Source organism: Dyadobacter sp. SRI_021, from assembly GCF_057586235.1.
Window position 1 is genome coordinate 795,703 of sequence record NZ_JBYCZM010000001.1, and the last position, 25,017, is coordinate 820,719.

Sequence of the window (25,017 nt, forward strand, 5' to 3'; positions counted from 1 at the left end):
TCGGGCTCAATGGAAAAACAGGTAACCGAGCCAAATTCCGGCGACTACGCCGATAAAATCGGCGATGAGGCCCGCCACAATAGCATATCTCGTGTTTTTGATCCCGACGGAACCGAAGTAAAGCGCAACAATATATAGGGTGGTGTCGGCCGATCCCTGGAAAATACACACCAGCCTTCCCACAAAAGAATCTGGGCCGAATTCCTTCATAGCGTCGATCATGAGCGCACGCGCGCCGCTTCCGCTAAGAGGTTTCATGAGTGCTACCGGCAATGCGTCTGTAAAGTCGGTGTTCATACCTGTTGAGGCAAACATCCATTTCAAACCGTCGATCACGTAGTCCATCGCCCCGCAGCTCCGAAATGCGCTGATCGCAACCAACAGACCCACCAGATACGGAATGATCGTGACCGAAGTGGTGAACCCGCCCTTTGCACCTTCGATGAAAGCTTCAAAAACATTAACCTTTTTAAACATTCCCCAACCCAGGAACGCCGCTACCACGAAAAGCAGCACTGAATTACCAGCCAGGATCGAAATGGTTTCGATTTGCTCTTTGGGCAAACCGGATAAATACCACAATACCAATGCGATCATCGCTGTCACACTACCAAGCCCGAGCATCACCGTGCGATTGAAAAGATTGATCTTTTGCCAGGTGGCCGTAATGATCATGCTCACAACCGTAGTTACGTACGTGCCTACTACGCACGGAATGAACACGTCTGACGGACTTTCGGCGCCCAAAATGGCGCGTTGGGCGATGATAGAAAGCGGGATAATCTGCAAGCCGGAAGTATGGAGTACCAGGAACATGATCTGCGCATTCGATGCAGTATCCTTGCTGGGATTGAGTTCTTGCAGGCTTTGCATGGCCTTTAAACCGAATGGTGTAGCCGCATTATCGAGCCCGAGAAAGTTAGCGGAGAAGTTCATAATCATCTGCCCGTTTGCCGGGTGATCCTTTGGAACTTCGGGAAAAAGTTTGTTGAAAAACGGGCCTATAAAGCGGGCGATCACATGGATAATTCCTGCTCTTTCACCCACATTGAGAATACCCAAAAAGAATGTCATAACACCCGTGAGCGGCAAAGCAATGTCCATAACAGCCGTTTCGGCCATTTTGAGCATCCCTTCCGTAATGGCTTTGAAGGTTTGCACATCGCCTGTAAAAATGAATTGCAGGAACGCTATCAGAAAGGCAATGACGAAAAAAGCTACGAAAATGTAATTTAAAGCCATATCAGGTTCAGGAGTGCCAAGGTGGGATTAGTAATGATTTGTTTATAATGCATTGAGTAAAATATTTCTTTTAATGCAAATAACAAAGGTATATTGCAAACAGGTAGACCTATCAACAAACCTCAACGATTTTCCATGAAGCATTACAGCTTTTTACTCCTTTTAGCACTATTGTGCTGCAACAAACCCAAAAACAACGACGAAACCGCAAGGGCAAACAGCGGCGAACCCACCAAAGCCATCAACGACACCATCCCGCTCACCCGCGACAAAGTAGAAAACAGCCCGATCGCGAGTTACAGCGAAAAGGTGAGGGACGAACTCAACGACTGGCGCCTGGCCGTGGATATTTACGAAACAAAAGAGACCTTCAAATTTCTGATGAAGATCGAATACATGGTGCAGGAAGCAGAAGATACGCTGACTATCCCCAATTTCGGTATCATGCCCAAAGTGGAAATCCGCAAAGGCCCTCAGAAAGAGTCGTGCGTTGTTGGGTTTCTGGATAAGAAAGGGGAATTTAAGGAGTATAAATTGATTGCTTTGAAGGACAAGCAATTGAAAATTTCAACTCTGAAGTATTACGCGAGGGCGCGGTATAAGGTGAGTAAGTGATTTTTCGGAAGCCCGGCAACGACCTGGCTTCCGAAAATGAATCATTTGAACTACTTAAATTTGGGACGATAGATATATCTGACCGTATCCAGCTCCGCCTGATAGGTAGCGCTGTTCATCACATTACTGATCATTAGGCGGGTGGTAACTCCCCGTGAGTAATCCTGTTCTAAAACGACCAATATTCCTGTACTGTCATTTAGTATCAGCCACTGACGTTCCTGAGAATATTTGTCGTCCATTTCCACGCTCACTCGTGCTGCTTGTAACGATGAGGTTTCATCATCATTCAAATCATAGAATTTGAATCGGAAGAAATACCCTTTGTCTAAAAAAACGCTATCAGTGTTATTGACAGATTTTGATGGAATCCATTTGACCTGCAACTGTTGTTTCTCGGGCGCTCCCGTGACCGGCAGGGATCTCCCCTCCGTAATATTTATCAATCCCGTCAGAATGTAACGTCCATCTGCATTATTCAACTCGAAATTACTATATCCGCGTTCCGCTCCAGGCTCACATCTTTGCATCAACAGCAGGCAGATATAAAAAAGGGCATGTGTTTTCATATCAGTTAGGTATAATAATATAAGCCTTCATATTGGAACTGTTGTACAGCGTGCCATCACCTACGATGTTATCATAAGCGAACCAGGTATTGTTTTGGGAAGTATCTACCCATCCCCAGTTCATTTGACAATAGTGGGTAGAATATTCGTAGCAATATCCAGCTTGGTCCTGGTAAATAGCATGCAAGTCTTGAATGCCATCAATAACCCATACATGCATATTAGGCAAACACACGCTACAATTCGAGCCATATACAATTACCGGTCTTTGTGAAAGCAACTGATTTTTAATTGTGATCTGATTAGCTGAATTAAAAAAGTCGAGGTCATAGGATGTAAATCCACGAGCTGCAAAAAAATCGTCAGTCTTCCCCGGCTGACTCCATGTTTGACATCCCGATCCAGACATTGGGATACCTAGGGCTGGCACCACGGTGTTGTAAGTTGCTCCAACAGCAATTCCAATATCTCTAAGCAGATGAGAAAGGTTTCCGTTGCCAGTATTATCAAGTGGAGCGCAACTCCCTGAATGAGACTGCGGCATTCCTGTAAACATGGCGGAAGTGTAGTTAGTCCTTTCAATACTTACTGACTTATGATGATACCGTAGCACTTCGCCGATCGCCAACGGACCACAACCTACCGGAGCCTTGTTACATGCAAAGGTTCCGGACTTGTTGCAATTTGGGAATACAATTCCGTCAGGACAATGCGCGTTGTACCCTGTCCGTTGATTCCATCCGGCTAAGCTAAATGTCAAATGCTGGATTATCACATTCTGCGGAATTGGATGGGTCACAAAGTATTCACAACTTGCCTCGGGAGTCCAGACAGGCTGATCCGTTCTTCGGAAACTTGCACCCTGTCCTGCTTCAAATTGCCGCCATTCGTTGATAATATTGATGTGTGCTTCGGTATTTTGCCTTACTCCTGCCGCGGTTTCGGCGATCAAATCTTTCCAAAACTGAATGCCTGGATTGTCTGTCCCTAGGTCAAATGTACCGATATCGGCAAAGGCTAAAACAGGCTTCATTCGCTTATCGGCAGAAAGCACCAGAAAGCCCTCATTGTTTTTGTAACTGATTACGTAGAAAATCGCTCTTCCCTGTCTGTCTGCGAAGGTTTTCAACTCATCAACTTCCTTTGGAATCGTTTCCGTCGTTCTTGCCGTTCGTTGCGATTTCCCTACTAATGCAAGGGCCTCCTTTTTTGTAATCAAAAATTTGTCTTGTACCGATTTCTGAGAGACTTCCGATTTACCGGGTAATTCATTCTCTTTTGAGCAAGCCAGAAATGACAGGATAAGCGTAAGAAGCAATGCCCCTCTTTTTAAATTCTTTCTCAATAATAGTGTGACCATTTTGTTAGAAATTTATTTATACTTTTTTGTACAAATAAAATAAGAACAGACCACACCCATTCTGGGAAAAGGAAGGATCGGAACTACAAAAAGGAAGAAAATTCAGGTGGTATGCCAGGGGGCGGTATAAGGTGAGTAAGTGAGGAACGTCAGGGATTACGGCATTGTGGGGCAATGATTATTCTAAAACAAGACGCACATTTTCCGAAGTACCATCCCGATTGACAAGTCGTAAATAGTAGGTACCTCTTGGCAAATCGCCGACTGATATTACAATAGTTCGGTCTTTATTAAAAGCCGCTGTTGTGTAATGTTCCATCGCCTCGATTACTCGTACTTCTTTTCCGCCAACCTCGCTGTATAACCTGATTATCTGCGGAAGTCGCTCAGCAGCTTGTGCATCATCGAATTGAATTTTCACCTGGTCTTTCGCCGGATTGGGGAATACTTTGTAGATCGGTGTTCCCTTTGCACAGTTGTCGACACAAATGGTGATCCCTTTCTGAACCGAGCCGAAACAGTTGCTAACGGTAATGTCTATGCCATAGCAATTGTTGACATAGGAATTGAAATAAGCGGATCCTCCATTGGAATTAAGAATCGTATTAGCCGGATCACTGCAAGTCCATATCCCAAACTGCGTTCCGGGCTCAGCGGTATAGGCATTGAGCATCACGCCCGCACCGTTGCACATGAAATCGGGAGAACCACCGCCATTGGCAGTTACTAGCAAGGAAGCTGGCTGCGGGGCACTTCGTTTGACGTTGATAGGTGTACTAAATGCCGACGTTACTCCGCAAACGGACGACGTAGCCGAGACTTTCACGGTACCGTCCGAAACACCGGTTATTTGCGCGGAGTTGGTATTGCCGGGAGAATTGGCGGTAATGCCGCCGGTGGCCACCCAGTTGTAGCTTGTCGCGTTGCTGGCCGTTGCGGTGATCGTTTTGGGATTACAAAGTAGAATATCAGGTGAATTAATAACCGGTTTTGTAGGAACCGGTCTTGTAATCGTCAGCTGAGAAGACGTGGTCAGACCAGGCACGTCATTTCTGGAAGTCGTGACTTTGATCACGCCGCCCGAGCCGGCATTCGGCGTAAGCGTAACGATATTCCCGCTTCCTGAAAGCGTCCAGCCAGCCGGGTAAGTCCAAACGTAATTGGTTGCATTCGCCACTGGATCAACCGATACGTTGATCGGTGCCGTACCACAATTGACTTGGTAACTTCCGCTCTGCGCGACACCATTGATTTTGATGTTGCCGGGCGTGCCCAGGTAGCGGATGGGGATGGTTTTGGTTTGCGTCAGGCCTACCGGACATTGATCACACTCAGCGGTCGACGGATTGGGCTTCCCAGTGGAAGTCACCTTTACTATTCCATTTCCATTAGTATTGTTCCAAATGACTGTAATCTGATTCTTACCGCTTGCTTCAAGTATGGAAGGATTGTCAGTTGAGCCGCTAACTATAACACCATTAGTCACTTCCCATTTGTATTTGCAGCCTGCACCTTTATTACAAATTGAGAATGAATTCATTACAACAGAGTAGTCATGTGACACATTATTGGGAAGTGCATAAGAACAAGTGTTATTAGGAACTCCACAATTTAGGGTCAACGACTGCCCATCAGCATTTACTAATAAGCCAAAGCAATAAAATACAAATGCAATCAAACCGCCTATTTTTTTAGTTTTCATAGTGCTGTATTTAAAAGTGAAAAGTAAAGTTTAACCTGCTAATGTAATTTGGCTCTATTCCAATATGCCGGTCCCGGTAATTATACCCGCCGCTCTGATTTCTGGACTTTTGCCATTGATAAGAGAAAGCCATGCAAGTTTCCACAGATGCAGAAAATCGCTTGTTGATTTGATATTTATAACCGCAAAATGGCCCCAGGCTCAGATCAACAATTGTCGTCCAGGTCTCCGGAGACGAATATTGGTAGTTATTATTCCAATAAAGCCAGGCGTCCACTCCGTAGAGCAGTTGACCTAATTTGAGATTTCGTCTGAACTCATAACCAAAGGATGTAACGACGTTAAAAACTCGTCGATGAAGCCAGAACTCAGCATCGGGGGGCAAAATCCCGCTCGAATCAGCACCTCTGGCATCTTTTTCACTTAACCATGAAATGTCCCCAATTGACCACCGAAAAGCACCTCTCGGATTAGGGGCATATCTTAGCGTAAAAAACGGGTTCATGCCAGAGGCACCTTTAAGCCGATACGCGTCCAAACTGATATCCCACCGATAGTCTGTACTAGCGTGATTACTGCGAATCCGTTCCGGAGGCTTCTTTTGCTCCTGACAATGAGCACTTTGCATTAAACTAACAAGCCCCAAAAAGGCCATCACAACTAGGTAGCATGCTCTCTTCATATTATTTATATTTTTTGTACAAATAAAATGAGAACAAACCACACCCGTTCTGGGAAAAGGAAGGATCGGACCTACAAAAAGGAAGAAAATTCAGGGTCGGGATTTGAGCTTGCTGACGTAGTTTTCGGAGATGCCGAGGTAGGAGGCGATATACTTCTGGGGCACACGGTTGAAGAGCTCGCGGGAGCGGGTACGGAACGATTCGAGCTTCTCTGGCGCGGAAAGCGTGCGCATGTCGCGGAGCAAATCCTGATGCGTCAGCAACTGGCGCTCGGCGATGATACGGCCAATGCAGCAGGCCTGGGGATGGTTCATATATAGCTCGTAGAGGTCAGCCCTTGTAATGTAAATGAGTACAGAGGCTTCCAGGGTCTCGATGTATTCGCGGGATGGGAGCTGTTTTGAGAAACTGTCGGCGGCATGGAAAAAGTCGCCCTCGCTGGCAAACCAGTCGGTAACGTCGCGGAAGTTGCCCTGACCGTCGGCTGCGAAATGGTAACCACGCACAAGGCCCGATTGCAGGTACCAGAGTTTATCACATGTTTCGCCGTCCGAGAGTAGCACCCGTCCCTTCGGAACCTTCACGATTTTTAATCTCTGCTGAAACAGTGACCGGGTTTGGTCTTCAACGGGCAGGATTTCACTCAGGGAGGATATGAATTCGCAATACATATGATATAGTGTGTTGATATAACCGCAAGTTGAAAATTTTCAACCACATTTCTATACTACAACAAGGCACAAAAAAAGGCCCGGTTCCCCGGGCCTTTTCTGCATTTGTAAGAAGTGTAATTATGCGTTAAATACGAGATCCATCTTCTCACGGATAGTCAATAAACGTTTGCGGTCACCGCCGGAAACTTCCGCGGAAGCCCAGCCCGAGTAGCCAATCTTTTGCAATGCCTTGTTCACTTCGGACCAATTGCAATCGCCTTCCATAAACTCCACGTCGAAGCCTTTCCAGAGCCCCAGGTCGTTTTGTTTTTTGAAGCTGAATTCTTTCAAATCCAGTTTGAGAATGCGCTTGTTCAATGCTTCGATCCACGAAACCGGCCAGCTGTAACGGAGCACGTTGCCTACATCGAAATACCAGCCTACCATCGGGTGTTTGAACTCGTCCACATAACGGGCAGCTTCGAGTGGACTCAGCAAGAACTGGTTCCAAACGTTCTCGAACGCGATCTTAACACCTGTTTTTTCACAAACCGGCAGCAGCTTGCGGATTTCCGCCTGCGAGCGCTCGTATGCTTCCGCGTACGTCACATTCGCATTCACAACGCCCGGTACCACCAGCACCGTAGTTCCGCCGTATTGCTTGGTGTCGTACAATGCCTTTTCGATAGACTTGACGCATTCTTCACGTTTTTTGGGATCCGGATCTGACAATGGGAGTTTCCAGTGCATCGAGTTCACGGTTCCAGGCAGTTCGAGGCCGGTTTTGTCGCGCGCGGCAAGCACCTCCTTCATATCCAGCTTGTCGGGCGAATCGAGTTCGACACCGTCGTAGCCGAGGTCTTTCAGGAGTTTGAATTTGTCCATGATCGACAAATCCTCTTTCACCATGCCCCATTTAAGACTTTTCTTCACCATCGGACGTGCGGCCACCCGGGCGCCGGCAGCGGGCATAGCAGCATTTGCTTCGGCGCTCGCCAGCACCGAAGAGCCCACCGCCACGGCAGATGCTGCCATGGCGGTGTTTTTTAAGAAATCTCTTCTTTGCATAAGGTATCAGGAGAATGCAGTGATACCTGGTTTAGCCACCTCTACAACCGGTGGTTTCATGTCAAAGCTATAAGTATCAGGGCCCAGCTTCTCGGTAGAGTTCAATGCCTCGTTCCAGGTAATGCGTTTGCCGGTGTAGGCAGCCATTCTACCCATGATGGCGGTCAATGTGCTGTGTGCCATGAACTCGCCGTCGTTGATCAGCTTACCGCTACGGATAGACGCAAACAGTTCGTTGTGCTCTGTCTGGTACATATCGTTTTGTACGCCTTCGTACTTCCAGGGGTTAGCACCTGTGATTTCGTGCACGTTACGTGCACAGTTCACCATCGCTGATCCTTTGGTACCGAGCGTTTGTACAAGGTAGCTGTTTTCGCAGTTCGCCTGCTGGCGTGAGTGGTGGAAGCCCTTCACACCGTTATCGTAATCGTAAACAACCGAGAAGTGGTCGAAGATATTACCGAACAACGAGTCGGTACGAACCTGACGGCCGCCTGTACCTACCGCCGAAACCGGCAGCTTGCCACCCATTGCCCACGCCATCATGTCGATGCTGTGAACGGCCTGCTCCACAATGTGGTCACCGGCGAGCCAGGTGTAGTAAGTCCAGTTACGCAGTACGTATTCAGCGTCTGTCCAGCCCGAAACACGTGGGAACGACCACAGTGTACCGGTGTCGTAAGTGTTATAGATAGCCGTAATGTCGCCCACTGCGCCATCGAGGATTCGCGCGAAACTCGCACGTTTCGGCTCGTGGTAACGCCAGCAGAAGCCCGACATCAGGGACACATTCTTTTGTTTTGCCAATTTCGCTGCGTCCAGCACTTTACGTACACCAGGAGCATCGACTGCCACTGGTTTTTCGCAGAACACGTGCTTACCTGCATTGATCGCGGCAGTGAGGTGCTCGGGACGGAAATGAGGAGGCGTAGCAAGCAGCACTACATCCACACCTGAGTCCAGCACTTTTTTGAAAGCGTCGAAACCAATGAATTTACGACCTTCATCCACTTTCACTTTCGGACCGTGCACTTTGGTAAGGTTTTCAAGCGACGCGTCCATTTTGTCTTTGAAAATGTCGCCCATTGCCCACAACACCACATTCGGGTCGGCTTTCAAAGCCTGGTTGGCAGCACCGGAGCCGCGGCCGCCGCAACCGATCAAACCTACTTTGAGGGTGTCGGCATTTACGCCTGCAAAAGCGCGATTGGGGTTCAGAATCGCAAAGGTCGGCAACGTGCTACCTGCCAATGCAACTCCCGCCATTTTCAAAACATCTCTCCGAGAAGTACTCATTGTCAATTAAGGATTAGGTGATGGAATGACTGTTTTTATTGAATTTTCTGTTGATTATGCCAGTGATACAGGATCTTAAAGGCATTAAAGTTAATGCAAAACCGTAATATTTCCTGCTAATATAAACCAAAATTTCCATTTGCGTGCTCGACCACACACAAAAGTTATTAGATGTTAACGATACAATTTATATAGTTTTATATCCCCGAACTTCCGTTTCCTGAATATGGTCCTTGAGAATTTGCTGCTCATTATATCCCTCCTTTTTGTGGTTTCGATGCTCACGATGCTGAGCGAAAAAATAGGCATTTCATACCCGATCTTCCTGGTCATCGCGGGCTTGCTGATCGGTGTTGTTCCCGGAATGCCCCATATCCAGCTTGAACCTGACTGGGTTTTCCTGATCTTCCTGCCGCCATTGCTTTATGAAGCGGCCTGGAATACCTCCTGGAAAGATTTCTGGGCATCCCGGCGGGCAATCGGGCTGTTATCTATCGGTCTGGTGGTATTTACGGCCACCGCCATTGCCTATATCAGCCACGCGCTTATTCCGGGTTTCACACTGGCGATGGGCTTTGTGCTTGGCGGCATTATTTCTCCCCCCGATGCCGTGGCAGCAACTTCCGTTCTGCATGGATTGAAGGTTCCAAAGCGCGTCGTCACAATTCTAGAAGGAGAGAGTCTTGTCAACGATGCCTCTTCGCTGATCGTGTTCCGCGTGGCGCTCGCGACGATCGAAACGGGCAACTTTGTGCTCTGGAAAGCAGGGGCAGACTTCCTGATGGTGGCCATTATGGGTATCCTCATCGGATTAGCCATCGCGCATGTGCTGTACGTAGTACATCGTTTTTTCCCGACTACTCCGAGTATCGACACGGCGCTCACATTCATTTCACCCTATTTGATGTACATCGCGGCTGAGCATTTCCACTATTCGGGCGTACTGGCGGTAGTGAGCGGCGGACTGTTCCTGAGCTTCCGCGCACACGAGCTGTTTACTTATCAATCGAGAATGCAAACCAATTATGTCTGGCAAACGGTCGTTTTCCTTTTAAATGGCATTGTGTTCATTCTAATAGGTCTGCAACTACCTGAGGTGATGAAGGGATTGCATGAGTACACCGTCACCGAGGTAGTGACTTACGCTGTCATTATCAGCATTGTTACCATTCTGATCCGCATTATCTGGGTTTTTCCCAGTACTTACATTCCCCGGATTCTTTTCAAATCCATTCGCAAAAAAGAGGCAAGGCCTGGCTGGCAGCCCGTGTTCATCGTCGCCTGGAGTGGGATGCGCGGCGTGGTTTCGCTGGCATCTGCATTGGCTATCCCACTTTTAATGAATGGCAAGGCATTTCCGCATCGCGACCTCTTCTTATTTATCACATTCGTCGTGATCCTCTTCACACTGGTATTTCAAGGGCTCAGCCTGCCTTACCTCATCAAGTGGTTGAAAATTGAAGATGATGGCGACAGCCTGGAAAAGGAGAATGCATTGATAAACTCCCGACTGGCAACAGTGAGCCTCGATTACATGAAATCCAATTATGAAGGTGAGATACAGGATTTCGAGCCATTCCGGCTATTGAAAGACCGATATGAGAAAATCGTCGAAATGGCTGATTATAAACTGCTTCATTCCGAAGACAGCAAGTCAGTGAGCCACGTGCGCAAATACAGAAAGATGCTATTGGAAATTATTGAAGTAAAACGGGAGGAAATCCTGAAACTGAGACAGGAGAGAACTTGCTCCAACGAGCTCATCAAGACCAAAGAGCATGAACTCGATCTCGAAGAAGCAAGACTCCGAAGGTCACCCTAATTAATTCCACTCCACCTCCACCACGTAATCCCGAAGGTCAATGGTGGTGAATTTCTCGTTATTCTGGCGTTTGAGCGACACTTTACCGTTTTGAACCTTCGCTACCTGCTGCGCGATCACGTCTTTTTCGTTTTTCTTGCGGTAAATAGCGACCATCGGATCCTGGCTGGTTACATCTACCTCGCAAGTACGCCCTTTGGCGGTTATCAGTTTGGAGTTATTAGGCAAATACGGGGCCTTCGCCAGCGCGAGCGCGCGGGAAGCCTGGGGCACGCCGTACCCTACAAAATTGTTACCATAAGGATACAAATGCGATGATTTCTCGATTAATGAGATCAGTTCTTTGTTTGAAAGCTGCGGATTGGCTTGTAACAAACAGGCCGCAAAACCGGTAATCACAGGCGCGGAAAGCGATGTTCCGTACAAGGAAAAGCACGAAACATTCGGTTTCACATAAGACAAAAACTCCGGCCCGACGCTGCTGTAACCAATGCGGTTCCAAAGCTTGCCATTGGTAGCGCCGACTGAAAGTACACCTTTTGCATCCGCCGGGGCAGAAACGATCCCCCAGCTTTTATCGTCGCCCTCATTACCGGCGGAAACGATAATCATAATGCCTTTTTTATCGGAGGCAATCTGTGCCGCTTTGCTGATAGCGCTCGTTTTGCCATCCATTTGCGATGGCTGATAGTTTTCTTTCGGGTCGGAGAAGCCTTTGGCATAACCCAATGAAGTGTTGATCAAACGCACGCCCAGGCTGTCCATCCATTCCATCGCCGCGATCCAGTTATCCTCTTCACCGCGGTATTCGCGCATCGAATAGTCGGTGCGAGCGAGGTAGAACTTCGCATTGGTAGCCATGCCATATTGCACCTGATCCTGGTAATCGATGCCCGAGATCGCGGCAAGTACCTCGGTACCATGCATGTCGGAAAACGACTCGGCAGTGCTGAACAGCAGATCGCCCGGGCGGCCTGGCTTCACATAATCCCGGATGCCTAATATTCTTTTATTGGAAAAAACCTGTGAAAGCGAAAGGGAAGAATCCGCACCGTAGAAACCGGCGTCGATCACACCGATCGTCACGTCTTTAGCGGTAATGTTTTCTTTCAAAAATGCATTAGCCTGTACCTGCGACATAACTGGCGCCATTTGCGCCTTTTCGATCGGCTGCGTGCGTGCAATGTAAAAACCGGGATCGATCATCACCACATCGGCCACGAAATCTAACTCCCTTACTTTCATCGCCTGCTCGCTGGTAAGGTTGGCCGAAACAGCATTCAACCATTTGGAGCGGTTGATGATATTAACCGACTGCTGCCGAAGCGCTGCCTCATATTCCTTTTTTACTGGCAAATCGGTTTCGTCCGAAAGTACCAGGCCTAGTTTCTGCCGGTTTTCCAACGTCAGCGCCGACACCGCAGGGCTCGAAGTCAGATCTTTATTTTTCAGATAAATCCAATATTTCGGGCTTGCTGACAACACCAACGGCACAAATACAAACGCAAGCAAAAGCAATCTTCTCATCAACGGCATTAGTTAGGTATTCTTAATCAATTTGGTATAATAACACTTTAAAAACTGTATTTGCACAGCCGCAAACCATTCCGTGCGGCGGCAAATGTTTAGAATTTTTGAACAAGATAAACGTAATTTTACAAATTAAATTACCGGATCCGAAAAAATACAGACATGCGATATTCCCCGATCGACCAAAAACTATTTGTTGAAAACAGACGCCGTTTGACAACTTTGCTCAAACCGAAATCACTGGCCATTCTCAATGCCAACGACATTATGCCTACCAATGCGGACGGCACAATGGGTTTCAAACAAAACAGCGATTTGTTTTATCTCACCGGTGTCGACCAGGAGGAAACCATCCTACTCATTTTCCCGGACCACCCTGATCCCAAGTTCCGCGAGGTACTTTTCCTCCGCGAAACGAACGAAACCATTGCCGTTTGGGAAGGTGAAAAGCTCACCAAAGAACAAGCCCAAGCCACCACCGGCATTCAGAGTATTTACTGGACGCACCAGTACGAAACCGTGTTCGGCAACATCGTTTTCGAAGCTGAGTATGTGTATCTGAACACCAACGAGCACACCCGTAACGACTCGTACGTGCAGTCGCGCGACGCGAGGTTTATCGCGGATTTCAAAAACCGGTATCCATTGCACAACCTCATGCGCCTGGCCCCACTCATGCACCAGCTGCGCGCGGTGAAGCAGCCGGAGGAAATCGCATTGCTCCAAAAAGCCTGTGACATTACCAAGCAAGGTTTTGAAAGGGTATTGAAATTCGTCAAACCGGGCGTCCATGAATTCGAAATCGAGGCCGAGCTGCTGCATGAGTTCGTCCGTAACCGATCAAAAGGCTTTTCATACCAGCCGATTATTGCTTCCGGCGCGAATGCCTGCGTGCTGCATTATATCCAAAACGACCGGGTTTGCAAGGACGGCGACATGCTTCTACTGGACGTAGCCGCCGAATACGCCAACTACGGTGCCGACCTTACCCGCAGCATTCCGGTAAACGGCCGCTTCACGAAGCGCCAGCGCGATGTATACGACGCGGTCCTGCGCGTTTTCAAAGCCGCCAAAGGCCTCCTCGTCCCTGGCAATATCTGGGATGAATACCATCAGGAAATAGGCCGGATTATGGAAAGTGAACTCATCGGTCTCGGACTTATTACCAAAGAGGATATCGCAAACCAGGACCCGGACTGGCCTGCCTACAAAAAATACTTCCCCCACGGCACCTCCCACTTCCTTGGGCTCGACATCCATGACGTAGGCAACAAATACCGCCGCTTCGAGGCCGGGATGGTTCTTACCTGTGAGCCGGGGATTTACATTCGCGAAGAGGGATTGGGCATTCGTTTGGAAAACGACATTCTGATCACGGAGGACGGGAATGTGGATTTAATGGCGGATATTCCGTTGGAGGCCGAGGAAATCGAGGAGTGGATGAATGGTAGGTGATTCTTTGTAAATTTGGGTAGTTTTATTATTCACCAAATTACATACACTTAAAATATGGCCAGAAAAGAACTCTCCGCACAGGAAGCCGTAACCGAGGCGAAGCGCTATTTGAACAATGCAAAAGAAATCCTGCGCGAAAAAGGCGCCAAGGAAGATGGCTTTTACCAAGATTCCAAGTATGTAAAAATGGCAGGGCATACTGCTTATTCCGGTGTTCTTTTGGCGCTAGACCATTATTTCGGCAAGAAAACCAAGGGACGGAAGGATGTGGATTGGTACAAAGCCAACCTGTCCCAGCAGGATAAAAAGATATTGCAAACGTTCGTATCCGTTTATGAACTATTACACCTCGTGATGGCGTACGATGGCGTGGGAGATGCCGAGGTCGTAAAGCTCGGCTTTCAACGCGCTGAAATAATCATAGATTGGGTAGAGTTACGTTCGGCAGCCTGAGCCATAACATTGCAACATTGCGAGCCGGGAGATTCCGCATCTGCCCGGCTTTATTTATGAATACAAAACACATTGAATGGAACTCCTTCCCGAAGACATTTACAAATTATTGATCTCATTCGCCCTCGGCGCAATCATCGGCGCGGAGCGCGAATACCGGAGTAAATCGGCCGGTTTGCGGACGCTGATATTGATCGCAATGGGATCGACGCTTTTTACGATACTTTCCATTAAAATCAGTTCGGACGCAGGACGGATCGCTGCTAATATCGTGACCGGGATCGGTTTTATTGGTGCTGGGATCATCTTCCGGGAAAATAACCGGGTGGTCGGAATTACGACGGCGGCGATCGTGTGGGTGACTGCAGCGGTGGGGATGGGTATCGGGGCCGGGTTTTACGAGGTGACCATCTGTTGTTTCGTGATTTCGGGGATGACGCTGGTCATTTTGTCGCCCGTGCAGAAGTTTATCCGTCGGAAAAGCCAGATCCGCAACTACCGCATCATGTGCGTGTACCAGCGCAAGACATTGAAAACCTATGAAAATCTCTTCAAGGAATATGATTTGAAAATTCTGCGCGGCGAGCAAAGCCGCGTCGGCACTCATATTACCGGCAGTTGGACGTTGCAGGGTTCAGAAAGAAAGCACGAAAAACTGACGCACCACCTGCTCAACGACGCCGATATTCTTGAATTTGACTTTTAAACATCAGTTACAAATGATATTAGTTTTTCATTAAAACTGATATCTATCATGCCCGAAAACGAGCCAAAAATAGCCCTTGATACGTTATAAATAGCCGACCGGAAACTTTATACCAGCAAACAGGCATTATAGCAATAACCCACGTCCTCAAAAGATTTACACGGCGTAAACCGGTAAACAGGATCCACAGACAATAGACATGTCCGATATTATTAAACAAAAGATCTGGCAGATCATCGCTTCGAACACTTCGGCCGAAGAGGCTGAATGGTTGCAGCAGAAGGCAGTCTCCGCCCCCATTGACCTGATGACCGCCTTCGTGGCAACTCCCAGGTTTCTGTCCAAAAAAATCATTCATACCTCCGACGCCGAAAAGGCCGCACTACACCTTGAAATACCGGGTTTTTCGGTCGAGGGCTGGTCGCTCGTGAGGCTCAGCCGCGTTTGGCTGCTCACGCAACTCGACCCTTCGGACAAGGACGAATATGTTAGAAACATTGAAACACTATTCGATACGGCGGAAATGAACGAGCTGGTAGCGCTGTATTCGGCATTACCGCTGCTTTCCTATCCCGATCAATGGCTTTTCCGCGCGACGGACGCCGTGCGGTCGAACATGGGTTTTGTGTTTGATGCGATTGCATTGCATAATCCCTACCCTGAGAAATATTTCAGCGAACTCGCATGGAACCAGCTGGTGCTCAAAACGATATTCAACGACAAGCCTATTCATTTCATAGAAGGCCTGCAAAACCGCGCGAACGAAAAGCTTGCAGTGACGCTGTCGGATTTCGCGCACGAGCGCTGGGCGGCAGGGCGCAGCGTCCCTGCGCAGGTGTGGCGGCTTACCGGAAAATATTTGACCCCGGCGCTTTTGGCCGATATGCAGCATTTGTTTGATTCTGAAAAAGAAGAAGACCGTAAAGCGGCTGCACTGGCTTGCGGTGAAGCGACGCTGCCAGCTGCCAATTACCTTTTGGCGAAATATACCGATCTGGAAAAATCAGTAAAATCCGGCGCATTGACCTGGGCCGATCTTGAACATTGACATTATGTGCGCTAATCATACAGAAATAACCCCTAACCCTTCGCATTTCGAAGATAGCGAAGAAGCCAACCAGGCTCCCGCGCACCGCGACATTGCCTGGAACGATTACAAGGACCTCATCAAAGGAATGCGGTTTTTCGACCCGCATATCCACATGGTTTCCCGCACGACCGACGATTACCAGGCGATGAACCAGGCCGGTATCGTGGCGCTCATCGAGCCCGCATTCTGGGTAGGCCAGCCGCGTACGGGTTTATCGACATTCAAGGACTATTATAGCAGTCTGGTAGGATGGGAAAGATTTAGATCCTCGCAGTTTGGTATCAAACATTACTGCACCATGGGTTTGAACTCGCGTGAGGCCAACAATGAGCCTCTGGCAGAACAGGTAATGGAAATTTTACCACTCTACATTTATAAAGAAGGCGTAGTAGGTGTCGGCGAGATCGGTTTCGACGACCAGACGCCCGCCGAAGAAAAGTATTACCGCCTGCAACTCGAACTCGCCAAAGAAGCAAAACTGCCTGTACAAATCCACACGCCGCACCGCGACAAGAAGAAAGGTACCGAGCGCAGCATGGCCATTGCATTGGAACACGGCATCGACCCGTCGTGGGTGATTGTGGACCATAACAATGAAGAGACCGTAAAAAGCGTGCTAGACCAGGGTTTCTGGGCGGCATTTACCATTTATCCGTTTACAAAAATGGGTAATGAAAGGATGGTGAAAGTGGTGGAACAATACGGTCCCGAACGTATTATGATCAACTCCGCCGCCGACTGGGGTATTTCCGACCCGCTGGCGATTCCAAAAACAGCTGCATTGATGAAAATGCGTGGTATTTCGGATGAAACAATTCGCCTCGTGACTTACCAGAATGCGATCGACGCATTCGGCAAAAGCGGGCAGATCGATGTGAGCGACTTTGAATCGGGCTACGCCGTCGATCAGACGGAGAAATTCCATGGCAACAGCATTCTGAGAGGCGGTCAGCAGCCGGCTCCGGTGAAAGATTTTTTAGTGATCAATTAAAGTGAGCAGCCTCAAACCTTATTTGCAGCTGACGCGCCCGGCCAACCTTGTTACCGCTATCGCGGACATTCTGGCCGGTATGGCGATCGCGCAGTTTACCTTCTCGGATTTCTCGCCCGCATTACTTGTAGTTTCAACGCTTGGTCTTTACGGCGGCGGCGTGGTGATGAATGATGTTTTCGATGCCAAACTCGATGCCGTAGAGCGGCCCGAGCGCCCAATTCCCAGCGGCAAAGTACCACTTGCACAGGCTGCAACGATGGGCATTTCGCTATTGCTGCTCGGCATCATCGCTGCGGGAGCGTTCAGTTTACAGAGCGGAATGATTGCCGTGGTCGTTGCGATGCTCACCATTTTATACAACCGCTTTGCCAAACATCACGTATTCTTCGGTCCGCTCGTGATGGGCATGTGCCGGGGCGGGAACCTCATCCTCGGCATGAGCGTATTGCCTGAATCGTTTCAGCAATGGGCATTCATCGCCGTTTTCCCGATCATGTACATCGGCGCGATCACGCTCATCAGCCAGGACGAAGTGCATGGAGGCAAGAAACGCACCTTATATATTGCCGCATTTCTTTACCTCGCGGTACTTGCCGCACAGCTGACGATCGCGCAGGGCAAGGGTAATCTTTTGTTTACCATTCCATTTGTATTGCTGCACGCATGGTTCATTTTCCGCCCGCTCTGGAATGCTATGCAGAATCCCATCGGCCCGCTGATTGGTAAGGCGGTGAAAGCAGGGGTTATCTCGCTGATTGTCATGAATGCTTCCTGGTGCGCAGCTTTTGGCCTGCTACCTATCGCTATTGCTGTACTCGCCTTACTGCCGCTTTCGATGTATTTGGCGAAGGCATTTGCGGTCACTTAATTCAAAGGAGGAAAGGGAGGAAGGAGGATGGACGGCTTGTGTAGTTAGTACGTGGTTTCTGCCTGATAAATTAATTGGACGATGACGGAACGGGGAAAACCTGTTAATTTTAGTCTTTATATCAATGATTTTGAGCTGCGTTTGAACGGATCGTGTTTTCAAACGTTTTAATGTTAAATACCCATTTTGCGTGTAATGCCAGATTCAATGCAAACCATAAAACAACGTTTCCAGGTGGAATACAACTACGCCGTATTCTTCACCCAACACCTTTTTGACACCCAGAACCCGTTACTGAAAGATTTTTTTCAAGAATATACCGAGCAGGGCTTTCAACGCAAGGCCCTGGTGATCGTGGACGAGGGGTTTGAACAGACACAGCCGGATTTGAAAAACAACATCCGCGCCTATTTCGCACAAAATGTGAAGCATATCCAGCTCGCTCCCGAAATCATTTCAGTGCCGGGTGGAGAAGCTTGCAAAAATGATCCGTCGCAGTTCGATAAGCTCGTGGAAGCTGTCGACGTTTTCGGGATCGATCGCCATTCATTTGTAATAGGTATCGGCGGCGGCGCCGTACTGGACCTCGTGGGATATGCGGCCGCGGTTTCTCATCGGGGCATCAAGCTGATCCGCATTCCGACGACCGTTTTGGCACAAAACGATTCAGGCGTTGGTGTTAAAAACAGCATTAATTTCCACGGCAAAAAGAACTTCCTCGGCACATTCGCACCACCGGTGGCTGTTTTCAACGACCTCACCTTCCTGCGTACGCTCGACGACCGCGACTGGCGCGGGGGACTCGCAGAAGCCGTGAAAGTGGCATTGATTAAAGACCAGGCGTTTTTCGAATGGATCGAAGAGCACGCAACGGCGCTTGCTAACCGGGACGAGGAGGCCATGGCCTACCTTATCCACCGCTGCGCTGAAATGCATACCGACCATATTGCCGGCGGAGATCCGTTTGAATTCGGCTCTTCGCGTCCGCTGGACTTCGGCCACTGGGCGGCACATAAGCTCGAATTTTTGACCAATTTCGAAGTTCGTCACGGGGAAGCGGTGGCCATCGGCATTGCGTTGGATTGTGTATATGCTAATAAAATCGGGATGCTCGCCGAGAGTGATTTACACCGCATTATAGACGTATTGACCAAAGTCGGTTTTGAACTATACCATTCCAAACTGGCTGAAAACGATAAAATCAACCTCCGCAACGGCTTACAGGAGTTCCGCGAGCATTTGGGCGGCCGGTTGACCATTATGCTGTTGGAAAGAATTGGAAAAGGAGTGGAAGTGCATGAACTGGATGCCGACATTATTGCGCAGTCGGTGGATTACCTCGAAAGTTCCAAAATTATCCCTGCATGATCACGCCTTACGGACACCTTACCTATTGCAGCAACATCCATCCCGGTGAAAAGTGGGACGACCATTTCCGGTCGCTGCGAGAAAGCATTCCTTACATCCGCGAGCAACTGGCGCCCGGCAAGCCTTTTGGCCTTGGCCTGCGTGTCGCAAACGAAGCTTCGATCGAGTTGAGCAAGCCGGAAGTGCTGGCCGAGTTCAAAAATTGGCTTGATGAGCAAGATGTATATGTGTTTGTGATCAATGGCTTCCCTTACGGCGGCTTTCATAATACCCGCGTAAAGGACGACGTGCATACGCCCGACTGGACGACCACCGACCGTCTCGCCTATACCAAAAGGCTTTTCAACATCCTGGCCGCATTGCTGCCAGCCGAAATGCACGGTGGCGTTTCTACCCCGCCTCTATCCTACCGACTCTGGTGGAAAACCGAAGTCGACAAGCTCCAAGCTACCGAAAGGGCGACCGATCACATCCTCGAACTCCTGGATGAACTGATCCGCATTGAAAAGAAAACCGGCAAGTTCCTGCATTTGGACATCGAGCCCGAACCGGACGGAATTCTCGACAATACCGAGGATTTCATAACCTGGTATACCAATCTGCTGCTTCCGAAAGGCACTATTTATCTGGTGGAAAAATACGGAATAGAAGGTGAAGCGGCGCAGGCGCTCATCCTGAAACATATTCAACTGTGCTATGACATCTGCCACGCGGCGGTAGGTTTCGAAAAGCCGGAAGACATTCTCGATTCATTGAATGAATACGGCATTCAGGTCGGCCGCATTCAGGTGAGCTCGGCTTTGAAAGTGAACTATACCAGCGAGCGCGAGGTGAAACGCAAAGCCATTGAAACCTTCGACGAGCCGGTTTACCTTCACCAGGTAGTAGCCCGGCACGACGACGGCCATTTCACCCATTACCCCGATCTTAAAGAGGCGTTGACCGACTGGGACGAAACCCATCAAGAATGGCGTGTACATTTCCACGTTCCCCTGTTTGTGAATACCTACGGCGTGCTCGATTCAACGCAGGGAGACATTGTACAGACATTGACATTGCAAAAAGAAGCACCGTTCTCGGCATATCTGGAAGTGGAAACCTACACCTGGGGCGTGCTGCCGGAGGATATGCAGAAGCCGATCGGCGAATCGATCGTGCGCGAGCTCGAATGGGTGAAGAAAGTTTTGAATTATGAATAAAACCGTAGTTATAGATATTGTAGGACTAAGCGCCAACCTGATCGGCGAGCATACGCCATTTTTGGATGCTTATATCAAAAAGCGGCATTTAACCCCCATTAAGCCGGTTTTACCCGCCGTTACTACTACCTCACAGAGCACTTATGTAACGGGCAAATGGCCTGCGGAGAACGGGATCGTCGGCAATGGCTGGTATGACCGCGAGGATTCGGAAGTGAAGTTTTGGAAGCAGTCGAACAAGCTCGTGCAAGGCGACAAGATCTGGGATAATGCAAGAAAGGTTGATCCGAACTTTACGGTTTCGAAAATGTTCTGGTGGTATAATATGTACTCCACCGCCGACTGGTCGGTAACGCCGCGCCCGCAATACCATGCCGATGGCGTGAAAGCGCCCGACTGCTATTCCTATCCGCCCGAATTGCGCGACGAGCTGCAAGCCGAACTCGGCCAGTTTCCGCTTTTCAACTTCTGGGGGCCGAATGCGAATATCAAATCCACCCGCTGGATCGCTGATGCGTCCATGTCGGTCGAAAGAAAGCATAACCCCACACTGACGCTTATTTACCTGCCCCATCTGGACTATTGCCTGCAAAAATTCGGGCCGGATTTTTCCAAGATCAGCAAGGAGCTGAACGAGATCGATGACGTGGTAAAAGACCTCATTCAGTTTTATGAAGCGCGCAATGCGAAGATTATTCTGCTTTCGGAATATGGTATCAATGCAGTCCATAACCCGATCCATATCAACCGCATTCTCCGCAATGAAGGACTGATTTCGGTGCGCAACGAACGCTGGTATGAGCTGCTGGATGCGGGTGTTTCCAAAGCATTCGCCGTTTCCGATCACCAGATTGCACATGTTTACCTCAATGACCCTTCTGTAAAAGAACAAGTAATGCAGGTTTTGAAAAAGACACCCGGCGTCGACCTCGTCCTCGATAAAGAAGCTCAAAAGGAATACCATATCGATCACCAACGCTCGGGAGACATTGTAGTCGTGGCGAAACCGGATAGTTGGTTTACCTACTACTACTGGCTCGACGACGCCAAAGCGCCGGATTATGCGCATTTGGTGGACATTCACCGCAAGCCGGGTTACGATCCCGTGGAGATGTTCATGGATCCGAAAAATCCATTGATTAAGCTCCGCGCTGGTTACAAACTGGCCCGAAAACTGCTTGGCTTCAGATACCTGATGGATGTAATTCCGCTCGATGCCACATTAGTAAAGGGTTCACACGGAGGTATTAACATTCCCAAAGAATACTACCCCATTATCATCACCGATCAGCCCGCTGAAAAGTCCGAACTGGAAGCAGTAGACGTGTATGACGTAATCTGGAAACACCTGATTTAAAGTCATTTCCAAAAACAAATAGGCTTTCATGGCGCTGCCTTAGAAACTTACTGCTACGACCTCATGAAAGCCATCCTTTGCCTGACGCTCATTCCGTTAGCCATCGCTGTGCAGTTTTGGCCCGCACGGATATTGAGGGCGAAATGTACTATTTGAACTAGGGCACGGGCGAAGTGATGAAGGTGGTTAACGGAAATTTAAATTGAAAAATTAACCGCTCGTCCTATCTTTGCCGGAAATTTAAAACTACTAAAATGTCCAAGGTTCTTATCATTGGCGCAGGTGGTGTCGGTAGTGTTGTGGCACACAAATGCGCATTGAACAGCAATGTTTTCACCGAAATAATGCTCGCCAGCCGCACCAAGGCGAAATGTGATAAAATAGCAGCCGAAATCAAGGAAATGCACGGAGTAACCATCCAAACCGCACAGGTGGATGCCGATATCGTGGCCGAAACGGTGTTGCTCATCAAACGTTTTCAGCCCAAAGTGCTCATTAACGTGGCGCTGCCTTACCAGGATCTGACGATCATGGAGGCTTGCCTCGAAACCGGCGTGCATTACCTCGATACCGCCAATTACGAACCTAAAGACGTTGCGAAATTCGAATACAGCTGGCAATGGGCTTACCAGGAGCGCTTTAAAGAGGCTGGCCTGATGGCCGTACTCGGCTGTGGTTTCGACCCCGGCGCTACGCAGGTTTTTACTGCCTATGCTGCCAAGCACCATTTCGATGAAATGCATTACCTGGACATTATCGACTGTAATGCAGGCGACCACGGTAAGGCATTCGCCACCAACTTCAACCCCGAAATCAACATCCGCGAGATCACCCAACCTGGCCGCTATTGGGAAAACGGCGAGTGGGTCGAAATCCCCGCGATGTCTATCCATAAACCGATCGATTACCCGGGCATCGGACCGAAAGAGAGTTACGTGTTGTACCACGAAGAACTCGAATCATTGGTTAAGAACTTCCCTACCCTGAAACGCGCGCGTTTCTGGATGACTTTCGGACAGGCTTATATTACGCATTTGAATGTGCTGGAAAACGTGGGTATGACGAGCATCAAGCCGATCAAATTCAACGGTATCGACATTGTCCCGTTGGAATTCCTGAAAGCGGTGTTGCCCGCTCCTGACACTTTGGGTGAAAACTACTCTGGCCAGACGTCCATCGGCTGCCAGATCAAGGGTATCAAAAATGGCGAGGAAAAAACTTACTACGTTTGGAACAACTGCGACCACGCCGAATGCTACCGCGAGGTACGCGCGCAGGCGGTGAGCTACACCACGGGCGTTCCCGCGATGATCGGAGCCATGCTAATGCTCACGAACGACGAATGGATGAAGCCGGGCGTTTATAATGTAGAAGAACTGAATCCGGATCCTTTCATGGAGCTGCTGAATATCCATGGCTTGCCGTGGCATGAAGCGGTGAACATCGAACTTCCCCACGAATATTGATATGTCACGCTGAGCGAAGTCGAAGCGCATGTACGATGATAACCGTATGGCCTGCCTTCGACTCCGTTCAGGCTGACACCCCTATCCTTCCATCGTAATCACCGCCCGGGTGCAAACCCCTCCTATTGGCGGATTGAATTTCGAGACTTTCACAGTCACCTTTTCGACCGTTGGGTAATGCTCCCTTATTTTTTCAATTACATTAAAACCAATGTGTTCCAAAAGCTTGGCCGGCTCTTTCATCACCTTGGCTGTAAGCTGGTAAATGGTTTCGTAATTGACGGTCTCACTCAGCTTATCGTGCTGCGCGGCACGGAAAAAATCGGTAGTAATGGTAATATCCAGGGCATATTTGTTTCCGATACGTTGTTCTTCGGGGTAATAGCCGTGGTATGCAAAAAATTCGAGTCCTTCGAGACTGATCGTTCCCAATGGTGGTTATTAGATTTGGTCAAAAAATGAACCGCCGCCTGACTTCTTCGGCGGGCTGCTTTCTCTCGGCCGGTTGATACCCGCCGAAGAATCCCTGGCCTTCTCTGCCACCTTATGCATTTCCGCCAACACCTCTTCGGCTTCGTCGGCCGCAGTCCGCTGGGTTTGTCTCGGTCTGTTGTAAGCAACCGGCTCTTCACGCACAGGCTCAGGCTCAGGAATTGCCGCTGGTTCGGGCTGAGGTTCCGGAACTGCCGTAACGACTGGCGCGACAGCCTGGGTATCTTGTTCCGGCTCAACCACTCCGGGGAGTTCAGGATCCACCTCCAAAACCGGCTCCGGCTCAGGCACTTGTTCCTCCGCTATTTCGAACACCACTTCCGGCTTATCGTCCTGCAATACAACTTCTACTTCCGGCTCGGCTGCCGGCACTGCCGGCGTTTCTTCCACTTCGATCCTCACCGGCGCCTGATACAACGGCTTCTTCGGAATTTCGATCTCCGCGATATGCTTTTTAATGTCCTCCATTTTGTTGAGGACCGATTCTTTATCGTATTTCTGCTCGAAACGTTCGACGGTTTCGAGCGCGCTGTTGGCCAGCGAACTAAGCTGGACGATCAGGTTATCGCGGAAGTTTTCGATCGCCCGGAAATCACGTTCCTGGATCTTCACTTCCTGTGCAAATTCCTCCTTGAATTTCGCCAGTCTCTCCTCCGTCTGTTTGATAATCTGGCTGGTGCGCTGCTCTGCTTCCGCTACCAGATCATTCGCCGCGACGCGCGATTCTTCTATTCTTTTTTCCGCATTTTCGTTGGCTTCTTTCTCGATTAACTTGCTGGTATCTTCGGCCGCTTTTAAGGTTCTGAATAAGGTTGATTCGATATCTTTCAACTTCGCCAGTTCCTTCTCCGCGTATTCCAGCTGCATCTTCAGCAAGTTGTTTTCGCTTGAATACCGCTCCCATTCCTGAGACAAAGAGTTCAGGAAAGCATCTACTTCGTCCGGGTCATAACCTCTGAAAATCTTTTCAAAAGTGTGCTTGCGTATCTCAATAGCGGATATTTTCATGATGCATTCTATGCTTTGATG

Annotated in this window: 23 protein-coding genes; 12 read left to right on the forward strand and 11 right to left on the reverse strand. The window is 49.0% G+C overall.

The window, feature by feature from the left end; translation table 11 throughout:
* Positions 1 to 6 precede the first annotated feature (6 nt).
* Positions 7 to 1,242 (reverse strand): nucleoside recognition domain-containing protein, encoded by a 1,236-nt coding sequence (locus AC2YIT_RS03230; protein ID WP_487278214.1) that lies wholly within the window; start codon positions 1,240 to 1,242, stop codon positions 7 to 9.
* A gap of 135 nt (positions 1,243 to 1,377) precedes the next feature.
* Between AC2YIT_RS03230 and AC2YIT_RS03235 the strand changes: the two genes are divergently transcribed.
* Positions 1,378 to 1,857, forward strand: a complete 480-nt coding sequence (locus tag AC2YIT_RS03235; RefSeq protein WP_487278215.1) for a hypothetical protein — start codon at positions 1,378 to 1,380, stop codon at positions 1,855 to 1,857.
* Between the two features lie 50 nt (positions 1,858 to 1,907).
* Here AC2YIT_RS03235 and AC2YIT_RS03240 read toward each other — a convergent pair whose 3' ends face one another.
* The 7 genes from AC2YIT_RS03240 to AC2YIT_RS03270 all read right to left on the reverse strand — a co-directional run bounded on the left by AC2YIT_RS03240 (position 1,908) and on the right by AC2YIT_RS03270 (position 9,158).
* On the reverse strand, positions 1,908 to 2,426 hold the full coding sequence (locus tag AC2YIT_RS03240; protein WP_430842490.1) for a hypothetical protein: 519 nt from the start codon (positions 2,424 to 2,426) through the stop codon (positions 1,908 to 1,910).
* A 1-nt stretch (position 2,427) separates the two neighbouring features.
* Complete coding sequence (locus AC2YIT_RS03245) at positions 2,428 to 3,786, reverse strand: C10 family peptidase (RefSeq protein WP_487278216.1); 1,359 nt, start codon at positions 3,784 to 3,786, stop codon at positions 2,428 to 2,430.
* A gap of 178 nt (positions 3,787 to 3,964) precedes the next feature.
* Positions 3,965 to 5,326 (reverse strand): T9SS type A sorting domain-containing protein, encoded by a 1,362-nt coding sequence (locus AC2YIT_RS03250; protein WP_487278217.1) that lies wholly within the window; start codon positions 5,324 to 5,326, stop codon positions 3,965 to 3,967.
* Between the two features lie 172 nt (positions 5,327 to 5,498).
* On the reverse strand, positions 5,499 to 6,170 hold the full coding sequence (locus AC2YIT_RS03255) for a hypothetical protein (protein ID WP_487278218.1): 672 nt from the start codon (positions 6,168 to 6,170) through the stop codon (positions 5,499 to 5,501).
* Between the two features lie 90 nt (positions 6,171 to 6,260).
* Positions 6,261 to 6,842, reverse strand: coding sequence for a Crp/Fnr family transcriptional regulator (locus tag AC2YIT_RS03260; RefSeq protein ID WP_487278219.1), 582 nt, complete (start codon positions 6,840 to 6,842; stop codon positions 6,261 to 6,263).
* A gap of 120 nt (positions 6,843 to 6,962) precedes the next feature.
* Positions 6,963 to 7,859, reverse strand: coding sequence for a sugar phosphate isomerase/epimerase family protein (locus AC2YIT_RS03265; RefSeq protein WP_487278220.1), 897 nt, complete (start codon positions 7,857 to 7,859; stop codon positions 6,963 to 6,965).
* Between the two features lie 39 nt (positions 7,860 to 7,898).
* Positions 7,899 to 9,158: a Gfo/Idh/MocA family protein gene (locus AC2YIT_RS03270; RefSeq protein WP_409014504.1), complete on the reverse strand. Its 1,260-nt coding sequence runs from the start codon at positions 9,156 to 9,158 to the stop codon at positions 7,899 to 7,901.
* A 256-nt stretch (positions 9,159 to 9,414) separates the two neighbouring features.
* Here AC2YIT_RS03270 and AC2YIT_RS03275 point away from each other — a divergent pair, with 256 nt between their 5' ends.
* On the forward strand, positions 9,415 to 11,010 hold the full coding sequence (locus tag AC2YIT_RS03275) for a Na+/H+ antiporter (protein ID WP_430842478.1): 1,596 nt from the start codon (positions 9,415 to 9,417) through the stop codon (positions 11,008 to 11,010).
* Here the strand turns inward: AC2YIT_RS03275 and AC2YIT_RS03280 are convergent, their stop codons facing one another.
* Positions 11,011 to 12,537 carry a S8 family serine peptidase gene (locus AC2YIT_RS03280; RefSeq protein ID WP_430842476.1) on the reverse strand — a complete coding sequence of 509 codons (1,527 nt, stop codon included), beginning with the start codon at positions 12,535 to 12,537 and terminating at the stop codon, positions 11,011 to 11,013.
* Positions 12,538 to 12,702: 165 nt separating this feature from the next.
* Here AC2YIT_RS03280 and AC2YIT_RS03285 point away from each other — a divergent pair, with 165 nt between their 5' ends.
* The 10 genes from AC2YIT_RS03285 to AC2YIT_RS03330 all read left to right on the forward strand — a co-directional run bounded on the left by AC2YIT_RS03285 (position 12,703) and on the right by AC2YIT_RS03330 (position 23,496).
* Positions 12,703 to 13,995 carry an aminopeptidase P family protein gene (locus tag AC2YIT_RS03285; protein ID WP_487278221.1) on the forward strand — a complete coding sequence of 431 codons (1,293 nt, stop codon included), beginning with the start codon at positions 12,703 to 12,705 and terminating at the stop codon, positions 13,993 to 13,995.
* A 54-nt stretch (positions 13,996 to 14,049) separates the two neighbouring features.
* Positions 14,050 to 14,448, forward strand: coding sequence for a DUF5618 family protein (locus AC2YIT_RS03290; protein WP_430842473.1), 399 nt, complete (start codon positions 14,050 to 14,052; stop codon positions 14,446 to 14,448).
* Between the two features lie 76 nt (positions 14,449 to 14,524).
* Positions 14,525 to 15,154, forward strand: a complete 630-nt coding sequence (locus AC2YIT_RS03295) for an MgtC/SapB family protein (protein WP_430842471.1) — start codon at positions 14,525 to 14,527, stop codon at positions 15,152 to 15,154.
* Positions 15,155 to 15,353: 199 nt separating this feature from the next.
* Positions 15,354 to 16,202, forward strand: a complete 849-nt coding sequence (locus tag AC2YIT_RS03300; protein ID WP_430842469.1) for an EboA domain-containing protein — start codon at positions 15,354 to 15,356, stop codon at positions 16,200 to 16,202.
* 4 nt (positions 16,203 to 16,206) lie between these two features.
* A complete protein-coding gene (locus AC2YIT_RS03305; protein WP_430842467.1) occupies positions 16,207 to 17,235 on the forward strand; it encodes a TatD family hydrolase in 1,029 nt (342 codons plus the stop codon).
* 1 nt (position 17,236) lies between these two features.
* A complete protein-coding gene (gene eboC, locus AC2YIT_RS03310) occupies positions 17,237 to 18,106 on the forward strand; it encodes a UbiA-like protein EboC (RefSeq protein ID WP_430842465.1) in 870 nt (289 codons plus the stop codon).
* A 207-nt stretch (positions 18,107 to 18,313) separates the two neighbouring features.
* On the forward strand, positions 18,314 to 19,474 hold the full coding sequence (locus tag AC2YIT_RS03315) for a 3-dehydroquinate synthase (protein ID WP_487278222.1): 1,161 nt from the start codon (positions 18,314 to 18,316) through the stop codon (positions 19,472 to 19,474).
* The gene (gene eboE / locus AC2YIT_RS03320; RefSeq protein WP_487278223.1) at positions 19,471 to 20,673 is read left to right on the forward strand and encodes a metabolite traffic protein EboE; all 1,203 of its coding nucleotides are present in this window, start codon (positions 19,471 to 19,473) and stop codon (positions 20,671 to 20,673) included. Before AC2YIT_RS03315 ends, eboE begins: the two co-directional genes overlap by 4 nt.
* Positions 20,666 to 22,030 (forward strand): alkaline phosphatase family protein, encoded by a 1,365-nt coding sequence (locus tag AC2YIT_RS03325; RefSeq protein ID WP_430842459.1) that lies wholly within the window; start codon positions 20,666 to 20,668, stop codon positions 22,028 to 22,030. Before eboE ends, AC2YIT_RS03325 begins: the two co-directional genes overlap by 8 nt.
* Positions 22,031 to 22,239: 209 nt before the next feature.
* Positions 22,240 to 23,496 (forward strand): saccharopine dehydrogenase family protein, encoded by a 1,257-nt coding sequence (locus AC2YIT_RS03330; protein ID WP_430843796.1) that lies wholly within the window; start codon positions 22,240 to 22,242, stop codon positions 23,494 to 23,496.
* 81 nt (positions 23,497 to 23,577) lie between these two features.
* Here the strand turns inward: AC2YIT_RS03330 and folB are convergent, their stop codons facing one another.
* A complete protein-coding gene (gene folB, locus AC2YIT_RS03335) occupies positions 23,578 to 23,928 on the reverse strand; it encodes a dihydroneopterin aldolase (RefSeq protein ID WP_019940367.1) in 351 nt (116 codons plus the stop codon).
* A gap of 9 nt (positions 23,929 to 23,937) precedes the next feature.
* On the reverse strand, positions 23,938 to 24,996 hold the full coding sequence (locus tag AC2YIT_RS03340) for a DivIVA domain-containing protein (protein WP_487278224.1): 1,059 nt from the start codon (positions 24,994 to 24,996) through the stop codon (positions 23,938 to 23,940).
* Positions 24,997 to 25,017 lie beyond the last annotated feature (21 nt).

Excerpts from the sequence above, each read along its gene's own strand:
- AC2YIT_RS03230 (WP_487278214.1), bottom strand. The coding sequence starts at position 1,242 with ATGGCTTTAAATTACATTTTCGTAGCTTTTTTCGTCATTGCCTTTCTG.
- AC2YIT_RS03235 (WP_487278215.1), top strand. The coding sequence starts at position 1,378 with ATGAAGCATTACAGCTTTTTACTCCTTTTAGCACTATTGTGCTGCAAC.
- AC2YIT_RS03240 (WP_430842490.1), bottom strand. The coding sequence starts at position 2,426 with ATGAAAACACATGCCCTTTTTTATATCTGCCTGCTGTTGATGCAAAGA.
- AC2YIT_RS03245 (WP_487278216.1), bottom strand. The coding sequence starts at position 3,786 with ATGGTCACACTATTATTGAGAAAGAATTTAAAAAGAGGGGCATTGCTT.
- AC2YIT_RS03250 (WP_487278217.1), bottom strand. The coding sequence starts at position 5,326 with ATGAATTCATTCTCAATTTGTAATAAAGGTGCAGGCTGCAAATACAAA.
- AC2YIT_RS03255 (WP_487278218.1), bottom strand. The coding sequence starts at position 6,170 with ATGAAGAGAGCATGCTACCTAGTTGTGATGGCCTTTTTGGGGCTTGTT.
- AC2YIT_RS03260 (WP_487278219.1), bottom strand. The coding sequence starts at position 6,842 with ATGTATTGCGAATTCATATCCTCCCTGAGTGAAATCCTGCCCGTTGAA.
- AC2YIT_RS03265 (WP_487278220.1), bottom strand. The coding sequence starts at position 7,859 with ATGGCAGCATCTGCCGTGGCGGTGGGCTCTTCGGTGCTGGCGAGCGCC.
- AC2YIT_RS03270 (WP_409014504.1), bottom strand. The coding sequence starts at position 9,158 with ATGGCGGGAGTTGCATTGGCAGGTAGCACGTTGCCGACCTTTGCGATT.
- AC2YIT_RS03275 (WP_430842478.1), top strand. The coding sequence starts at position 9,415 with ATGGTCCTTGAGAATTTGCTGCTCATTATATCCCTCCTTTTTGTGGTT.
- AC2YIT_RS03280 (WP_430842476.1), bottom strand. The coding sequence starts at position 12,537 with ATGAGAAGATTGCTTTTGCTTGCGTTTGTATTTGTGCCGTTGGTGTTG.
- AC2YIT_RS03285 (WP_487278221.1), top strand. The coding sequence starts at position 12,703 with ATGCGATATTCCCCGATCGACCAAAAACTATTTGTTGAAAACAGACGC.
- AC2YIT_RS03290 (WP_430842473.1), top strand. The coding sequence starts at position 14,050 with ATGGCCAGAAAAGAACTCTCCGCACAGGAAGCCGTAACCGAGGCGAAG.
- AC2YIT_RS03295 (WP_430842471.1), top strand. The coding sequence starts at position 14,525 with ATGGAACTCCTTCCCGAAGACATTTACAAATTATTGATCTCATTCGCC.
- AC2YIT_RS03300 (WP_430842469.1), top strand. The coding sequence starts at position 15,354 with ATGTCCGATATTATTAAACAAAAGATCTGGCAGATCATCGCTTCGAAC.
- AC2YIT_RS03305 (WP_430842467.1), top strand. The coding sequence starts at position 16,207 with ATGTGCGCTAATCATACAGAAATAACCCCTAACCCTTCGCATTTCGAA.
- AC2YIT_RS03315 (WP_487278222.1), top strand. The coding sequence starts at position 18,314 with ATGCAAACCATAAAACAACGTTTCCAGGTGGAATACAACTACGCCGTA.
- eboE (WP_487278223.1), top strand. The coding sequence starts at position 19,471 with ATGATCACGCCTTACGGACACCTTACCTATTGCAGCAACATCCATCCC.
- AC2YIT_RS03325 (WP_430842459.1), top strand. The coding sequence starts at position 20,666 with ATGAATAAAACCGTAGTTATAGATATTGTAGGACTAAGCGCCAACCTG.
- AC2YIT_RS03340 (WP_487278224.1), bottom strand. The coding sequence starts at position 24,996 with ATGAAAATATCCGCTATTGAGATACGCAAGCACACTTTTGAAAAGATT.